The 16,440-nt window shown below is 42.9% G+C and carries 24 protein-coding genes; 17 read left to right on the top strand and 7 right to left on the bottom strand.

The features are described 5' to 3' along the window. Nucleotides 1-440: 440 nt before the first annotated feature. The 4 genes from KK083_RS21395 to KK083_RS32780 all read right to left on the bottom strand — a co-directional run bounded on the left by KK083_RS21395 (nt 441) and on the right by KK083_RS32780 (nt 2,841). A complete protein-coding gene (locus KK083_RS21395) occupies nt 441-812 on the bottom strand; it encodes a hypothetical protein (RefSeq protein WP_254167443.1) in 372 nt (123 codons plus the stop codon). Nucleotide 813: 1 nt separating this feature from the next. After that, a complete protein-coding gene (locus KK083_RS21400; protein ID WP_254167445.1) occupies nt 814-1,212 on the bottom strand; it encodes a hypothetical protein in 399 nt (132 codons plus the stop codon). 11 nt (nt 1,213-1,223) lie between these two features. Next, nucleotides 1,224-2,597 (bottom strand): DUF8370 family protein, encoded by a 1,374-nt coding sequence (locus KK083_RS21405; protein ID WP_254167447.1) that lies wholly within the window; start codon nt 2,595-2,597, stop codon nt 1,224-1,226. A 100-nt stretch (nt 2,598-2,697) separates the two neighbouring features. Further along, on the bottom strand, nt 2,698-2,841 hold the full coding sequence (locus KK083_RS32780; protein WP_369074976.1) for a helix-turn-helix transcriptional regulator: 144 nt from the start codon (nt 2,839-2,841) through the stop codon (nt 2,698-2,700). Nucleotides 2,842-3,096: 255 nt separating this feature from the next. Here KK083_RS32780 and KK083_RS21410 point away from each other — a divergent pair, with 255 nt between their 5' ends. Both KK083_RS21410 and KK083_RS21415 read left to right on the top strand, forming a co-directional pair. Continuing rightward, nucleotides 3,097-3,435 (top strand): hypothetical protein, encoded by a 339-nt coding sequence (locus KK083_RS21410; protein WP_254167449.1) that lies wholly within the window; start codon nt 3,097-3,099, stop codon nt 3,433-3,435. 37 nt (nt 3,436-3,472) lie between these two features. Beyond that, nucleotides 3,473-3,718 carry a helix-turn-helix domain-containing protein gene (locus KK083_RS21415; RefSeq protein WP_254167451.1) on the top strand — a complete coding sequence of 82 codons (246 nt, stop codon included), beginning with the start codon at nt 3,473-3,475 and terminating at the stop codon, nt 3,716-3,718. Between the two features lie 521 nt (nt 3,719-4,239). On the opposite strand, the gene KK083_RS21420 is transcribed toward KK083_RS21415, so the two are convergent. The 3 genes from KK083_RS21420 to KK083_RS21430 form a co-directional block, all read right to left on the bottom strand. After that, nucleotides 4,240-4,641, bottom strand: a complete 402-nt coding sequence (locus KK083_RS21420; protein ID WP_254167453.1) for a hypothetical protein — start codon at nt 4,639-4,641, stop codon at nt 4,240-4,242. A gap of 44 nt (nt 4,642-4,685) precedes the next feature. Continuing rightward, nucleotides 4,686-5,186 (bottom strand): hypothetical protein, encoded by a 501-nt coding sequence (locus KK083_RS21425; RefSeq protein ID WP_254167454.1) that lies wholly within the window; start codon nt 5,184-5,186, stop codon nt 4,686-4,688. Between the two features lie 605 nt (nt 5,187-5,791). Continuing rightward, complete coding sequence (locus KK083_RS21430) at nt 5,792-6,544, bottom strand: hypothetical protein (RefSeq protein ID WP_254167455.1); 753 nt, start codon at nt 6,542-6,544, stop codon at nt 5,792-5,794. A gap of 415 nt (nt 6,545-6,959) precedes the next feature. On the opposite strand from KK083_RS21430, the gene KK083_RS21435 reads away from it, so the two are divergent. From KK083_RS21435 to KK083_RS21505, 15 genes are all read left to right on the top strand, one after another. Further along, nucleotides 6,960-7,445 carry a hypothetical protein gene (locus KK083_RS21435; RefSeq protein ID WP_254167456.1) on the top strand — a complete coding sequence of 162 codons (486 nt, stop codon included), beginning with the start codon at nt 6,960-6,962 and terminating at the stop codon, nt 7,443-7,445. Between the two features lie 40 nt (nt 7,446-7,485). Continuing rightward, nucleotides 7,486-9,303, top strand: a complete 1,818-nt coding sequence (locus tag KK083_RS21440; RefSeq protein ID WP_254167457.1) for a hypothetical protein — start codon at nt 7,486-7,488, stop codon at nt 9,301-9,303. Between the two features lie 5 nt (nt 9,304-9,308). Next, nucleotides 9,309-9,857, top strand: a complete 549-nt coding sequence (locus KK083_RS21445) for a hypothetical protein (protein ID WP_254167458.1) — start codon at nt 9,309-9,311, stop codon at nt 9,855-9,857. A gap of 26 nt (nt 9,858-9,883) precedes the next feature. Beyond that, nucleotides 9,884-10,612, top strand: a complete 729-nt coding sequence (locus KK083_RS21450; protein WP_254167459.1) for a hypothetical protein — start codon at nt 9,884-9,886, stop codon at nt 10,610-10,612. Nucleotides 10,613-10,618: 6 nt separating this feature from the next. Next, nucleotides 10,619-10,999: a hypothetical protein gene (locus tag KK083_RS21455; RefSeq protein ID WP_254167461.1), complete on the top strand. Its 381-nt coding sequence runs from the start codon at nt 10,619-10,621 to the stop codon at nt 10,997-10,999. A 143-nt stretch (nt 11,000-11,142) separates the two neighbouring features. After that, the gene (locus KK083_RS21460; RefSeq protein ID WP_254167463.1) at nt 11,143-11,496 is read left to right on the top strand and encodes a hypothetical protein; all 354 of its coding nucleotides are present in this window, start codon (nt 11,143-11,145) and stop codon (nt 11,494-11,496) included. Beyond that, on the top strand, nt 11,493-11,801 hold the full coding sequence (locus tag KK083_RS21465) for a hypothetical protein (protein WP_254167465.1): 309 nt from the start codon (nt 11,493-11,495) through the stop codon (nt 11,799-11,801). Before KK083_RS21460 ends, KK083_RS21465 begins: the two co-directional genes overlap by 4 nt. A gap of 6 nt (nt 11,802-11,807) precedes the next feature. Then, nucleotides 11,808-12,638, top strand: a complete 831-nt coding sequence (locus KK083_RS21470) for a hypothetical protein (RefSeq protein WP_254167467.1) — start codon at nt 11,808-11,810, stop codon at nt 12,636-12,638. A gap of 5 nt (nt 12,639-12,643) precedes the next feature. Next, the gene (locus KK083_RS21475) at nt 12,644-12,826 is read left to right on the top strand and encodes a hypothetical protein (RefSeq protein ID WP_254167468.1); all 183 of its coding nucleotides are present in this window, start codon (nt 12,644-12,646) and stop codon (nt 12,824-12,826) included. A 3-nt stretch (nt 12,827-12,829) separates the two neighbouring features. Then, nucleotides 12,830-13,222, top strand: a complete 393-nt coding sequence (locus KK083_RS21480) for an annexin (RefSeq protein ID WP_254167469.1) — start codon at nt 12,830-12,832, stop codon at nt 13,220-13,222. A 3-nt stretch (nt 13,223-13,225) separates the two neighbouring features. Next, nucleotides 13,226-14,203 carry a peptidoglycan-binding domain-containing protein gene (locus KK083_RS21485; RefSeq protein WP_254167470.1) on the top strand — a complete coding sequence of 326 codons (978 nt, stop codon included), beginning with the start codon at nt 13,226-13,228 and terminating at the stop codon, nt 14,201-14,203. A 5-nt stretch (nt 14,204-14,208) separates the two neighbouring features. Continuing rightward, nucleotides 14,209-14,625: a DUF5675 family protein gene (locus KK083_RS21490; RefSeq protein ID WP_254167471.1), complete on the top strand. Its 417-nt coding sequence runs from the start codon at nt 14,209-14,211 to the stop codon at nt 14,623-14,625. 12 nt (nt 14,626-14,637) lie between these two features. Continuing rightward, entirely contained in the window at nt 14,638-15,300 is a 663-nt protein-coding gene (locus KK083_RS21495; RefSeq protein WP_254167472.1) for a hypothetical protein, read from the top strand. Between the two features lie 2 nt (nt 15,301-15,302). Further along, nucleotides 15,303-15,980, top strand: a complete 678-nt coding sequence (locus KK083_RS21500; protein ID WP_254167473.1) for a hypothetical protein — start codon at nt 15,303-15,305, stop codon at nt 15,978-15,980. 99 nt (nt 15,981-16,079) lie between these two features. Beyond that, a complete protein-coding gene (locus KK083_RS21505) occupies nt 16,080-16,283 on the top strand; it encodes a hypothetical protein (protein ID WP_254167475.1) in 204 nt (67 codons plus the stop codon). Nucleotides 16,284-16,440: the final 157 nt, after the last annotated feature.

The following is a 16,440-nucleotide window of genomic DNA, read 5'->3' on the forward strand; positions in this document are numbered from 1 at the left end:
AATCCGGGGGGTCAACTTGCAGCAACAGGGGGTCAATCAAAAATGGAATGAGGGGTCAATGCTCGCAGGAATAGCTAATACACCTCTCTTTTTGCCAAAATAGGTAATCGTTTTTGCTTTGAAGGTATTACTCCGTTTTTCACTCTACACGGATGAATTGAGGAACTCGTCCTTATCTTTTTCCTTTACAATTACTCGGAATGATCCAATCCCCATCAGGTAACGTGAATTTACTCATAGTTTTACTAGTTTAGAGTAGTTTGTGGTTCATGCTGCCAGGCTACTCTGACCACGTCGAAGGTGAGGTGATGCTGTTTTAATCAGTACAAAAATAGGTGAGCGAAAGAATAGCAGCAGGCGCACTTTAATAGTCATGAAGTTCATAGTCTTCTTTACGAAGCTTTCTGTTGTACTACTGGAAAAATTAATGGGAAAGATCGTTACTGTCGATTGGCAGCACTTGGGTTTTCTTTGGTCTTCCAACGGCGGTATTCGTTGGTATATCGTGCCCTAAAGCTTTCCATTGCCGCATTAAACTGACCAATTACCAAAATAGCATCACTATTGGTTGGTAGTGACTCGTCATTGAGCAAATCAAGGAACTGGCTAGTGGGTTGACTTTTCAGCATGTCTTTAACCTGTAAGAGAACTCTGTTGATATTTTTAACTTTGAATTTATTAAGTGGCTCGTCAGGTTTCTTTTTAGAAAAGTCCTTCATTTCTTCATACACGGCTTCCATGAGTTTTGACAACATCAAAAACTGATCGACTTCTGCATCTGAAGGGAACTGATCTGCCTGAGATTTAGCCATATTATTTTATTTTTTTTGGAGAAAATGTTTCCTTTTCGGTGCCTTTCCAATACCAGTATGTCTTATCAATTTTGCCGGCAGCGCTGTACTCAACCTTAGATTGAATATTCTCGACTCGTAAGTTTTCCATGCATTGTATATATTGAGCGATAACAAGAACGACATCGCTGTTTGAGGGAAGTTGATCTGCGTCGAAGGATTGGAAACCTGGAAAGGGCCGATATGTGTCACCCAATATTGCATTCGCTTCTATCAAAACCTGGTTTACGAGGCTCAATTTAAACTTGTTTAAGGCATCATTTTGGAATTTTTGAGAAAGTGCGCCTATCTCGCTATGAAATGCTTCCAATTGACCAGATACCTTTTCAAACTGTTTAATTCTTTCCGCTGTCATTTTCATAATTGCATGTTTTATGAAGGGCATGCCCGAATAAATTCAATGTATTTCTTTTTTATAACTTCGATCGGGTATCTTTGTTTGCTTTCAAACACTTGGGTCATCATCGACAGATCTGAGTCATCCAGTATCAATATACATCTTCTTTGACCCGACCAAAGGTCGATTGTATTTTTGAATATCTTTGACAAAGGGGCCTTTCTGGTTATTATTATTCCGAATCTCCCAAATTGGTCATTTAAGTATCGATTTAATTGAAATATGTGATCTCTTGTGAGTTCTTCTACATTTTTTAGCTCCATCACAATTTGCCTGCAGTCGTAAGCTTCATAAATTTCTTTCAAGAAATCCAGTGATCTGTTATTGTAGAAAACGAGATCTCTTATTAATACACCTGAATCAGTCCGACTTTGCTCTGCTGCAAAATCCAAATGTGGATATACTAGCGATGCCATTAGTTGACAAACGTTATCTTCATATTTTCTGTCAGCATTCTCCGTCTTTCCAGTTGGAAGTTTGATTATTGTGGCCAACTTCCCTTTTGCCGATGTTATCGGAATTTGATTAAATAATGGATCGTTTTTGCACTGCTCTATTTGCTTTTCTTTTATTTTCGTATAAGTCTGAACGATGTCATAATTTTTTCTATTAAAATTCAAAAGCCTTACCCTGTTTGGAAATTCGTCACCTTCCTTATGAATGTTTTTTACATAATAGTTATCGAAGTAATCGTCAGGATTTATCCAAGGACTAAACTTTAACCACCTTTTAGGAACAAATAGTATTGGAGAACTAGTGTTTGGATTAATTGGTAGGTATGTTTTCTCCGAGTTGAACTTGTTACTCCTAACGTCATAAACATTTTCGAGAATCACTTTTTCTATTGGAATTCCATGTTTTTCTGACTGTTCAATCGTAAAGTCAATAAGGAATGATTGAAGGTAATTGCAGGCGATGTCACTGACGCGATCCTTAGAAAAGCTGTCCACCAATAATTGAATCTCTTCGAAATGGCTAAACCCTACTTTTCCCAGTTGTGGAATGTGTTTAAAAACGCTTAAAACACTTCTTGCTAGCTTTTCTCCAATCTTCTTACCTGTCTTGGTCTTGGAATTTCCTAATCCAACTTCATTGCATTCTGAAGCCCTGATTAAAATTTCAATCGCCTGTTTTTCATTTCCAGCTGTTATTAGGCTGCCTAGAAAATTGAAACTATTTGTAATTGTTAAATGTAGTGAGTTGTCTTGTTGGGAGGGCGATTTCCATAATAGGAAAGGGTCTACATATAAGGGGATGTCCTCGTCGATAAAAGGAATAGCAAAATCTACATCTTCTTGCGTAACTGGTATTCGGTGAAAGTCATTTAGTCTAGGTCGGATTATACTCATCGCTAAGTTAGGCGTTTTTCTGTCGAGCATTTGCTATTCTTGCCGAAGAACAACCGTATGAAACCTATCAGGAGAATTGCATCACGTAAAATCAATCATCTTACTTGTCTTTCACAGGCGTTGGTATTATTAAATCATGGATGTTGATCCCTAATATGATTGCCATCTTGCGCAGAAGCTTAAGCGATGGTTGCGACTCATTTTTGCAAAACCTATAAATAGTATTAGGAGAAACACCAATCATTCTCGGCAAAGTCCTTCTGAGCTATTTCTTTCTCAACCAAGACTAGCTTTAAACGATTAATTTTCTCCTTTTCGGCCATTTGAATCCAATGAATTAAGACAAAATATAAATCATTGGATTCATTAATGAAAAGCAACTTCCTGTCAGTCAGTGCCTTAAGCAGTTAAAAATCTACCCGTATTAATTATTAATCATCAAGTTATGGAGATTAACAATTAAATTATGTAGATTTATAGATGTAATAAATTTTCATTTATGAATCTCCAATATCTCAATTTAGACCTTTATGACATTCCTGAGGATGCCAAAACACAAGTCACAGTCTTCCTGATCGCCGCAGAACTCAAGACGCGGAAATTGACTAATTCGCTGGCCAGTATTGGATGCGAAACCTGTTTCTGCACGCCAGACTTATGTGATGTAATTCTCGCTTTTGCGGGGTTTGATGATCGCCCCAATGAGTTGTATGAATACTACTTTGAATTGCTGGACGAGTACTGTGATAAGGTCACGCACGAAAATGACACCCCTATTGAAGAGGCATATGCCATTTATAACCGGTTGAGACAGGAAAAAAACAAGCTTCTAAACTGACTTTCAGATTTTGATACACTCCAACCATCTAATGATCATGCCCAAAGAATTTAATCGCAAAATGTACTTGCAAACTTTCGGAGCCAAACTGCGATCACTCAGATTGTCTCGAAATATCAATGTTGCTGTTGTAGTCCGGGAAGTAAAAATTTCGCCTGCTGAATTGATTCTTGCGGAAAAAGGAAGGGCAGATCTCTATGCAGATAAGCTGGCCAGCCTTTGTATGTTTTATGGGGCTGATCCTAGCGAGATGCTCAAAGGGTTACCAGGATTTGACGATTAGATCTTGAGACGGGGTAGCACTCTTATCGGGGTGAGACTGAAGCCATGCAAAAGCCTCGTTAAATGAATTATTGCAGGAATCAAACAACCTGATGTTTACGATCCCACCGAGTGGAACGGCTTTTCTTGCTGATATTTCTGCAAAGACGTCCGGCGAAAGTATCCAGGAAAAGTAGCGCAAGCCTGCGTTCGCCATATCAGGAAACCACCTATTGGCGGTCCATTCAGAAGAATCCGTCCACGGACCTTCCACCCTCGAATTGTCATTCAGGACCTTTATCACTCGTTTTTGCTTTAGCTGTTCCAAGATAATGAAGCCGGAGTGTACCAGGTCTTTCTGGTATTGGTAGCCAATCCAATTACAATACAGATACCTGTCGATACTGTCGTAGTAGATCTCTATGTTATGCGCCTTGTGCAAAAGCTCCATACTTCACTTACGGTCCCGTGTATGGCTATTAACGGATTTTTAACGCCAACCGTTTGGCTTTATTGCTAAAACGTGATGTAGCCTGGCGAATCTCAAGGGGTTAAAAGCCATTGCACACAGTCTTCTGTCGTAGTAAACATCCGAATCGTCAGGTTCCTATTTGAAGCCTCACTATTGACCCTTCTTACGGTAGCTTCGGCAAACACGTCATTAGCAACGACGGCTCCCACTTTTCTAACACCAATGTTTTCTATCTCAGGAAACCAACCTCTGACCAAATAGTTCTGAACTTCCAAAGACAGGATGCCGAGGTCCCTATGCTCACTCATGTGCATTTTGATTTCAAGATCCTTGAACAAATGCGTCATAAAGCCGCAGCCTGCCCTCACTTCTTCAAGTGTCAAAAAACCAGTCCACTTTGCTACAACTATTCCATTGAATGCATCGATGAAAATGGTAACATAGGGCGTTTGCATCAGGTTAACTCTATTCATTGCGCTGGGAAGTAAGCGGTGCGATTTTGAATAATGTCAAAATGTTAAAACGTCAAATCTCTAAAAGTCTCTAAAAGTTTTGTTTTACCTTCGGCCAATGTCCGTTTTGCTTGTTTTGTATTTGATGAATTGCCTTTTTCACTTTCAAGTTTTTTGATCTCGTCAGCGAACGTGAGGATGACCTGTGCCATTCTGTTAACTTCCAGCTGAAAACGATCGGTCATTCTGCCAACCAACTCTTCATTCTTCTCCTTCAAAAATATTTTATCATTATATACCTCATACCTGATTGGAAGGTTACGAAAGAAGTAATTGAAGTCCAGGTTGAAGTGGTCTCCAAGTTTAGCAATCTGCTGCGGAGTAGCATTTCGCTCGCCTCTTCGGATTTTATTTAGCGCCGTCGAGTCCGAGTCGATGACTACACTGAGTGCACGCTCACTGTCCGGTTTCAATCCACTGGCAGTATTTTTTCGGAGAATAGTATCGGCTATCTTCAGAAACCTCGTGTTTATCAATGAAGTTTTTTTACTCAACTTTCTAGCCATGATGTTATAAGTTTTCAGAATACCCCCTGAGGGCAAATCGCCCTCATACTTAAACGTTTTGTTATCAATGATAGATATACAAATTCAAAAAAATGGGCAAAGAAATTGTATTGAACCTTTGCTGGAATTATATTAGATAGCCATTCGAGCCCAGAGAGTCAAAGTTCAGATGTGAGGGCGATTTGCCCTCACTGCGTGTGTGAGGATTAAAAAAAGATTAAAAAATCAATCCTATTCCTAAAAAATCGTGAAGAATCGTAACACCGTTATTACAAATGATGGTACGTTAACGTTTAAGATAAATACAACCTTTTGTATGGCGTATCATGGCCGACGCTGCAACGTTGGCTAAGAAGGATATCCCATCTCCTCGGTGAGAAGGACGGCCACTTCTGGAGTGCTAAGCAAGTCGAGATCATTTTCAACCATTTTGGCTGGCCGGAGACAGATCATGGGAATTATAGCAAAGCGAACTGAGATCCTTTATTTTCTCCCATTCGGCGTATGGATTTGCACTAAAAAATGAATCTTAATTGTGGGTTCGAAATTGGCATCACGAATGTGCCCTTGAACTACTTCGCTCTTACTTGAAAATGCGGGAGCCACTATTCAAAAATTCCTTTGCTCTGGGCGACGATATAAAGGACTAATAAAAGAGTGGCGATAGCTGCTGGTATAAAGATACGTTGCCAAAAAGTTAAATTAGGGAAGAGCAAACTTTCGGTTGTTAATATTGCAGACCCAACACCAAAAAACACTGTTGCTCTTTTTAGTATCTTACTTTTAAAAAGTTTGGAAATTTTAGATGCTCCCCTTTTAGCATAAGGATCTTTTAATCCATGTTCAAGTAGATTTTTCCTAATTGCCTTCATGTCGAGAGAAACGGAAGCCTTGTATGCTTTATAGGATGCATAAGTAACTGACCCAGGTGTCGCACTATCTTGGAGTCTTTTCATTATTTCGGTTGAATCTTTGTCCATGCTTGCTAGTATCCAGTTCACAAAATCATCGCTGTTATACTCCATGTCGTCTAGGCGAGTGAAGGAATTTTCATACGTATCTAGGTTGCTCTGATAAATAATGGGTCTTTGATTACTATCAGGCCTATTCTTTTCAACACTTCGCAACGGTTGGCTAATAGAGTCAATATTGTTTAGCTCAGAAGTTTTCTCATCAAATGATTTCATGGCAGCAATATACGCTGCATCAGGTATGGACGTATTGTCTAATAGACTTACTGACGGAGTTGTTGAAAAAGACTTACTCAAAGTTGTGGTATGGAAAAATAGAAAATATCCTACCACAAGGAAGCTCACCAACCAAATGGTAATAGCGATCACGACTACCTTTCCTTTCATAAAGCTAGCATTCTAAGCATTGTTTGATACTACGCGAAGCAAATTGGAGATACCAGTCGAATTTAAATCTTAAAGATCAGACACCAAAGGAAATATGCTTCTGAAATCGTAAAAAATCCATCTAATCCCATCTTAGTCGATCTGAATCGTAAAAAATCCTAACAGTGAGTTCTGCGACCGTTGCACATTTGATCCATGAACACGGACATACAACACAATCAAGGAACTGGTAACTGGGTTGCATTTCTTTTGGGAGCCATTTTTAATGTGCTCGCCAGTATCAACTTCAACATGCTGTTAGAACACGCGATAATCGCCGTCATAGGCGGTGTAATCTGGCTGATCTTCCAAATCATTGCAAACAGAATACTGAAGAAAGATTCGCAGCCAAAGTTTCATAAAAGAAAGAAAACACATGGCAAGGATTAGGAACATAGCGATCGGCGTTGGTGCCGTTGCAGCGCTTGCCTACGGTGCAACTTATCTGCTGAAGTTGAATCGACTTTCGGCAGAACTTGAGACTATGACCAAGATCAATATTCACCGGGTTACGCTTGACGGCATAGAGTTGCGAATTGATGTGACCTTGAAGAACCCTTCCGGGGGAAGTATCAATGTAAAGCATCCCTTTGTAAAGATGATGTATAAGGGTAGCACCATCGCCTCATCCCAAGTCAAGGATGTGAATATTCTGATTCCAAAGTTCAGCGAAGTGACCATGGAGCCGGTGATGATCAAACTGGGATTCATTTCGCTGGCAACCCAAGTGCCGGCGCTGCTTAATGAATATCGGAGTTCAGGAATGATGACACTGGAAGTGAGAACTGTTACAACGATCAATGACAGTTTTCCCTACTCAAAAACAGATACTTTAAATATTGGCGGCGGAAAACAAGCCTAAGCGCGTAGGCAAGGTGATGTGTAAATAAGAATGGTAAAGTATGGAAGCGAACACAAGACGAATGATTAAAGGAGGTGAAGAGTTCGACCACCTATTTCCGCCGCCATCTTTAGAGGACCGGTCAATCAAACGGACTGCGAGTGTAGATGATACCGTCGGGTTGATTCGAAAGCGTTTGCCAGAATTGTTGTGGCAAACAGAGAAGATTGCAAAGGTACTGAAAGGCGGGACACTGGATGAAACATGTGGAAATATCTGGCGCTTTGTATATGAGCATATTCAATACAAAAGGGATAAGGATGGGGTGGAACAAGTTCGCAGCCCTAGAAGGACCTGGTGGGAAAGAAAAGTGGGCGTTGACTGTGATTGTTGCACAGTGTTTATCTGCTCCATCCTTCTTAACCTGGAGATCCCTCATAAAGCTCGAATAACCAAGTATCCTAAAAAGTCTCCGGTGATACCACAGTGGCAACACATTTATCCGGTGGTACCCAAAGACGGAAAACTCGACAGAAATCTCGTAAACCGAGACGATTACATAGTCATCGACTGTGTGAAGAATAGCTACAATAGTGAACAACCATTTTTAGAGGCAAAAGATTACGTTATGAAACTGGAATTTCTGGATGGAATTGAAGAGCAGGAAACGGAACAGGAAGTATTTGAATACGATCAGCCTGATTCAGTTGACCTGGCGGACCTGGCGTCAGTTTACGATGATGACCAGCTAGGGAACATTTTTAAGAAAATTGGAAGCGCAGTAAAGACTGCCGCTCAAAAGGTCGGCAGCGCAGTAAAGACTGTCGTACAAGACGTGAAAAAGACCGCGCCAGTCCTTGCAAAAGATGTTAGTGACAAAGTCGGCGACGTAGTAAGGACTGTCAACAGGTTCGTAAACCCAGCAACGATCCTTTTGCGTAACGGTTTCCTCCTGGCAATGAAGATCAACCTAATGAATGCCGGTGGCAGGCTAAGATACGCCTATTTAACCGACGCACAGGCACAACAACTGGGCATAGATCTGAGTGCGCTGAACAAGCTTCGTACAGTCAAAGATCGGGCTGAGACGGTGTATTGGCAGGCCGGAGGAAAGAAAGAAAATCTTAAGAAGGCTATTCTGAGTGGCAAAGGCAACAAGGACAAGAAAGTACCTCTTAGCGGCCTGTTTGGACTTGGTGACATATACCAGGATATGGATGAGTACAACATTATTCATGCAGACTATGACAACATCCAAGGACTGGGTGAGATAGCAAGTGGTACCGCCATTGCAGCGGCGACCAGTGCCGTAGCAGCAATTGCTACCGCATTGTCTCAGGTGAAAGGTCTTTTCAGCAAGGGAGGTGCGGAAGAAGCTGCCTTTCAAAGCTCTACGGATAATGCTGGATCTACCGAGTCGGCACCTGCAAATATTTCAGAGGACGAGGATCAGCTTGTCACGCAAACATACCATGAGCCTCCAACCTATTATTTACCACCGGCAAGCAATGAAGTTCAACAAATTGTTACAAGTCCTGCTCCATCTGGTCAGTCAACATTACCAGCTTCCGCTGATGCTGCCGATAGAAGGATGCCGGCTATACCTGAGCAGGCAACGCAGAATACTTCGGTTCAGAACACAACGGGTGGCGCGAAACCCCAGGGCTTTCTTGAAAAAAGCACATCGTGGGTGAAGGAAAATCCGGGGAAGACACTACTAATCGCCGGCGCAGTAGCTGGAGGTGGGTATTTGCTCGTCAATGCTTTAAAATCCAGAAAGAACGGAGGCGCGGTTAGTGGAATACCGAAGGCTAGAAAGAAAGCTAACCAGGCTAAAGCAAAGCCAAAGCAAACGAAGATTCAAAGCATAAAATTATAATGATCATGGGAAAGACTAAAAAAGAGAAAGACGCACTTTCTGGCGCCGCAGTTTCGCAAGAGCAGACTTATCTCGATACGGCTAAGCAGGGTGGCTTGATGCTCCTCGCTGCAATCGCCGCCGGAGGCGCCGGTGCTGCAATTGGAAAGCATTCTTTGATCGCAGGAATTCCGATTACCTTATTCGGAGTACACAAGAGAAACAAATACATCATCGCCGCAGGCTTGGGCTTGACGTTGTCAAACGGGTTTCAGCCAAAGGCACCACCAGTTACGACACAGGGCATTGGTGCACTCGATATGAAACAAATTGCCTCCGAGGCAACGGATCGCGTGACAACGTTCTTTAAAAACTTTGCCGATAAGTTATATCTGCCAAAGCCAACTGAGCAATCTGCCACCGCCGGGCTAGGTGATGATCAGGTTACTTACTTCGTTAATCCTTACAGCAATAAGGAGCTCGATATGTCAGCCATTGACCGCATTCAGGAGCAGATCGCTGAAATGAATAGGACCGGTACTTCCGGTTTGAATGAAACAGATCGTGAGTTTTAAACAATAACAATTTAACAACTACAAATATGCTAGGAGCATTAGGACAACTCATGGAGAGTGAGTACACAAATCCCACAGAATTGTTGGGATTGAATGGAGAGATGGACGCAGAGTTATTGGGATACCTCAATGCTTTGAATCCTGTGGCACGCGCCAAGGCCGTAAACAAAATGGTTAAGCGCCATATCCCTTCACAAGGGTCACGTGCTGAGTTTGAAAAGTTCTTCGTTGAACTTCCAAAACACATTAAGGAGCAGCTTTTGCAAGGAAAGTTACGCCTGGCTGACCACCTGATCTATACGATTAAACCGGTACGGGGCGCGAAGACGATCAAAATGTTCGAAAGCCAGGATGTGAAGGAGGTCAACTTGCGAAACATCAGCAACGCGAAACTTCCAAAGAATATGGCCTTGCTGGTAAGCGGCATTTATATGCTTCAGGGCAAAGCAACAACACTTGATATAGACGATGTGAAGATCACAGAGTTCGACACGATCGAAACGGTTGGAGCTTTAGCCAATGGCGAATTCAAGTTGAAGGCGAACAAGAAACAGCTTGTAAGCGATACGTCTAATAGGAACTTTGTGACCGCCACGTTTGACATGGTACCAAAGGGATTCTACAAGCTTGCTAACCCACGCCTTATCCACGATGACGTGGACATTGAGTTTGAGATCGAGTTGGGCACCATCAAGGGAGTAGATCCCAACACGGTGATCTTCGTTGGCCTGGTTGGTACAGCAACTATCCCTTAGTCGGTTATGGAAGTGCGGTTGTTGGATAAGCTTTTCAGCTTTTTGGCTGATTCCGAGGGAGTTCCCGTCAGTAAGAAATTTGACCTGGACAAGAACGTAAAGGTTGTGCATGGCATACTCTTAAGTTCAGACCGGCCTAATCTTCTTTTCTACCGGGGCTCTCAAAGAATTGAAATCAGCGGAGACGAGATATTTCCTGAGGACTATGAAAGCAAAATTCTGATGTCCGGCATATCGGTGCCTCCTGATAACAAGTTTCGGAAACTTGGCAATGGTGTCGTGGCTGGGAACGGTGAAGTGAAAATCCAATACAAAGATACTCACAACCCGAACGCTCCATTCACGCCTTACCGGGTGATCATCACGCTTCAATGTGAAATGAAATAAGCCATGATCTCGACGATAACTAAGAGAAAGATCATTGTCACAAAAATACAGGTGATCAAACTGGAACGGTTTAGGCCCATAGAAATCAAGCTTCCGGCGAATGTGAAGAAAGTAACAGGGATTCTTGTAACGGCATCAGCAACATGGAAAGACTAGGCACAATGAACTTCCAGGCCCAGGATAAGGCCGATGTTTTTCTCGTCGCCGAAGTATGGGCAAATGGAATAAGCATGTCTGACGAATCGCTTCTGAACATTGAAGATGCACAGTTTGAAAGCGATCATGCTTGGGTTACTGGCAAGGTACCAAAGTTCAAGGATGTGCATGTTGATGGAGATAACTCAATCATATCAGCCTGGTTTAAAGGTGAACATTTTGAGAAGTCATTCTGCATCACGGTTTATCTGGAGTATGAAGAAGTAGAGCAATTGATCGAGGTGGCACCAGATCAGGAAGCCAATGAAAATCAAGAGCAGCCGAAAGAGGTTTATTTATGACCGAGGACTTCATTCTGAATTATATACCGCAGCGCATGCGTGCACTTGGATATGAGAAGTACCACCTGCGCTATAGAGACATGATCGTCGAAGCAAACGATAGTCTCAGCATAGCTGCCTACAACGAGGTGTTCTTCATCATAGGTGATCCGCCGGGGATTGTAGTCGCATCTGATTATGGATTATATGACTCGATTGATCCTCCAGTGGAGAACGTACATCAACATCGAGGCGAAATTCTGGTGAGTAACCCGGGCAACGATAAAAGAAGAATTAAGTTTTTGCAGGTAATAATTGTGAATTGACGATTTATGGGACATGTAAGCAAACATAAGTATGATCCGGCTCAAGTTCAAAGACTGGCTGACCTGGTACGAATATATCATGACCGGGGCCAGCCATTTGACTATGAAATTCTCATAGATGGCCTTAAGGTTGTACGCCGGACAAACGACCCCGATATGTTCTTCATCTTCGAAAATTTCATAACGCCGGACTCAAAGGCATTGGAAGTCTTATTCTACGTCGGTTCCAGCAATGTAAACGAAAAGCGAATGTTCGTCTTCGGCGATGTGCCCGACGAGAAGGAAGTCGGCCTGAGCGGTGTTGAAGTTGATGCTCGTGTACGAGAGGGTGTTAAGGAAGGCATCGAAACTCACAAGAAGGAATGGCAGTATTTGCAAGCACAGAAAGAAAATGAAAGCCTGAAGCAGCAAGTTGCAGACCTCGAAAAACAGGTTAGGCGGATGGAGACGGAGAAGCGGGAACTGCTTGACAGCCAGTCGCCACTTCAGGAATTTTTAGGCCAGGCTGGCGCGAGCTTCGTTGAGAGTTTTTTAAAAAGGAATCCTCAAGTGCTGAAAAGCATTCCCGGTGGTGAAGCACTTGCAGGCCTTATTGATAACAGTAAGACCGGCACTGAACCGCCTGAAACATTCAGTGACTCCTCCGTGAGCTTTCAGGCAAAATCAGAGACGCCTGCCTTGAGTGAAGAAGACCGAACAGCGATCACATTCGTTAACCAGCTCAAGGCAAAATTTGCAAAGGATGAGTTCGACAAGGTTTTGGTCATTCTGCAGACACTTGCCGATGACAAAAGTAAGATTGAGCTGATCCTAAATCATGTTAACATTAAACAGTAGCAGCCATGACCAAATTTTCATTTGACATAACAATCGAGGCCGAAACGCAGAAGGACGCTGAAATGAAATTAAAGTCCGCGGCCGCGCTTATGCAAAAGCTGCGGCCGAACGAGATAGCAAGGCTAGCAGAAATTGTGAAGAACGACCCGGTGAAAACCGCTCTGGCAAAGAAGTACCTCGGACTTTAGGTTATGGATGACAAGAAAATAAGACAGTTAAAGACCATTGCGATTTACTCAGTCGCGGGTATTGGATCAGCAACTGGTCTGTTTTTTCTTGGTCGGCATTTTATCAAGAAGGCCAGAGCTAACATTTCAGAGAAACGTAGCCTGGAAGAAGGCGATCCAGCAACGTTTGCCAAGCAACTAAAGATGGCCTTTGACAATGACAATTACTTTGGGTGGGGCACTAATTGGAAAGTTGTGCAAAGCGTGTTCGAGGCCATTCCTTCGAAAGCCATGTATTCTAAAGTTCAGCGTGAATATATGAATATCTATGGCAAGAGTCTGAATGCAGATCTTGAAGACGAGTTGAGCAGTGAAGAGTACAATGAATTGATCAGGATATTGAATGCAAAGGCATAAGGTATGACGGGAAGAAGCAAGAAGGGGAACCGAAAAACAAACGTAGGCAAGTCGAAGAAGGCTAAAAAAACTGTAAAACCATCGACTGTATTTCTGCTTGCCTTTGGAACCATGGCGGCGGCAGGTGGAGCATACTTGCTTTACGATAGGATAAGAAATAGACGCCAACTTGCTCTTAATCCAGCAAATGACAGCAGAGATGCAATCATCATTAACAATAATATTCCACCATCTGCAACTTCTAATTCTGCGAGGGCCATCATCCCTGTGACGAACCAATTTCCTTTAAAGCGAGGAAGCCGGGGTACCCTCGTGACTATGCTTCAGCAGGCACTTAGCAACATCATCGGAGAAATTGCTATGAAAGCCAATGGTGGAGTCGATGGCCAATTTGGCCCTGGTACAGCAAATGCGCTGAAGATGGCTGGCTATCCGGAAGTTGTTGATGAGGCAATCTTCAATAAGATCACAGGACGGTCGCAAGGGTCAAGTATTAAGACGGTTTTTGATGCCCAGGATATTGCTAACAAGCTTTATCGTGCCGCCCAGTCTGCGAACATAGAGGCAGTCATTGTTTCTCTTCAGGAGATCAGGTCGGTCACGGAATACTCTGCAGTAAATGAGTACTACAAGAGTATACCAACCTTTATTTCAAGAACCATTGTAACGGACCTTTTGGACTATGCCTTTAAGACAAGTGAGCCTGGTAAATTGAGAATCCGTCAGGAACTGCTACGAATTGGTTTGAAGGTCGATGGTTCGGGAAGATGGAGCTTACAAGGTATCGGCCTTTATCGCGATCTGATTACGATACGGGACACGGTAGTTACTGATTCAAGAGGCTATAAAATTCCGGTTAAGAGAAACACCATTGTTGGCGACGAAATTCAAGTTGCCAACGGCATGACCTGGTTCCGGTCAGTCGACAATGGCGTTCTTCAGGTACCGACCCAGGATGTAAAGTATTCCACTAAAATGTAAAGCATATGTTAATCGAGATTTTAAGAACGTACCAGCCCAAACAAACCATCGGGGAGCTGGTGATTGACGGAGTTGAGATATGCAAAACTCTAGAACTTCAATGGCTCCATAATGAACGGAATAAGAGCTGCATACCCGAGGGAACGTATACAGTAGTTAAAAGGCTTGCCCATGCGAAAAGAAAGTACAATCACTTTCATATCACTGATGTTCCCAATAGAACATTCATCCTCATTCATACAGGCAACTACTCAAGTCAAATACTTGGCTGCATACTTGTCGGCGATAGGCACATCGACTTAAACAGAGACGGACTGGTTGATGTCGCGAACTCAGCTACTACCTTAACAAAGCTGTACGACCTTCTGCCAGACAAGTTCCAAATTGCAGTAAGGAACAAAGAGTATCGAATAGCATCGTAAACACACAGGTCTATGCTTTCTCGTATCAAGACAATATTTCGGCAATATGGCTACGTTCTACATTCTGCCCCCTACAAGCTCAACATTGCAGGACTCAGGGCTAGAAGTACGGTCGCAAACTCATTCGACGATGAGATGCATGTATTTTATACGAAGCCTGATGGCAAATGGAACTACCATGTTTACCAGGTTACCACAGATCCAGGCACTTTCTGGTTAAATAATCCAGCTTACCCTGAAGGTACTGCAATACTGGATCAGGGGCAGTACCAGGATGCTTATGCAATAGGTCTTCATCGAGGATTATATACAGCTCTGGTACAGGTGAAGCCGGTTACAGTCATGCGGGATTATGACCGAAATTCCGTTCTGGATTTTTACAACGGTATTAGGCAAACCGGAAATTTCGGAATCAACATTCACCGGGCAGAAAGCTCCGGAGCAACCAAGTACATTGACAACTATTCCGCAGGATGCCAGGTATTCCAGGATGCGGAAGAGTTCGATGAATTTATAGAACTATGCGAAAGGCATAAGGAACTGTACGGCAATGCTTTCACATATACCTTGATTGATTTTCGGGCAATGAGCCGCGTGACCTTGAAGCGCATAGTAACGGCTTCCACCATTGCCGCTGGCATTGCGATAGGATTGATTTTGAGATTTGATGATTAAGTATGATACCGCAGCCGCCCTTTAACAGTGCCATCGAAGAATTGCTATTCGGCATCTACCAGAAGCTTGAGAGTTCAGGCGGTGGACTTAAGCCAACCGATTTGAATACCTTGGCTAAGCTGAATGCCTTGCTTATCGACGCCGATTTAATGAGTAGCGAGGAAACTATTCTTGCCATTAATGGGATCAGGGGAAATGTGCCAGTGGCGGCAAATTCTTTGGAAAAGCTTTATAACATCATCCTGGCTCTTAACTATCTGAGACGAGAAGATATTGACACGCTCGCAGAACTGAACGCTATACTGCTGGACGCAGATATTGTTAAGAGTGAAGATCTTAACAATATCATAGGCTCTTTGCCGTTGAACAAGCGGATTTTCCGATTCTTTTTCGATCCCTCGTCGCATGATCTTGATAGGTTTGCACTGCGCGGAAAGATCAATTCGCTTACGGAAGACTTCACAAACGAACTGCAGGGTGTGACCTATAAAACAAGAACTGATGCTTCCGGTACATGGGCATACCATTCAAATATCGCAATGCTGCAGGTATGGATCAATGCTAATGTCAATGGTAGTGAAATATCAGGAACAAAATATTGGATAAAATGTGTCCCGATTTATAAATCGGGACACAACGATGAGGCCATGAACGAGTTTGGTTACGTTGTATCCGCTTAACCGACGATCTTCCTAATGTGATCAATCCCAAGGGGACGATTATGTGGACCACCGCTTTTATTCGTAATAGCCAAGCCTTCGAGGTGTTATCTTTGTGGCATGCCGGAAATAAAAAAGGGATTGGTTATTGATCTGGGATCAGTGCTAATTAATGAATGTGCATTTGCCATAGTAGATGAACAGGTGTACAATACCTTAAGAGTGAGCCTTATTGAAAACCTGCCGGATGCTGCCGAAGTCGTCACACCCAGTGAACTAACAGGTTATACTTTAGCTATGAGTTATTTGAAAAGCGAGGAATAAGGAAAGCTAGTTTATCGGCTTACAAGCAAGTGTCGCTGCCCGGCAATGGCAACACGGCTCTTGCCATGATTTCAAGTTCGAAAGGGGGAAAAGTTTGTCCCTCAAAATTCGCTGCATCTCTTTGTCCGCCTTCGTATAAAACTTAAATTGAAGGTAC

It is taken from the genome of Chryseosolibacter histidinae (genome assembly GCF_018598225.1).
GTDB classification, from domain to species: Bacteria; Bacteroidota; Bacteroidia; order Cytophagales; family Cyclobacteriaceae; genus Chryseosolibacter; species Chryseosolibacter histidini.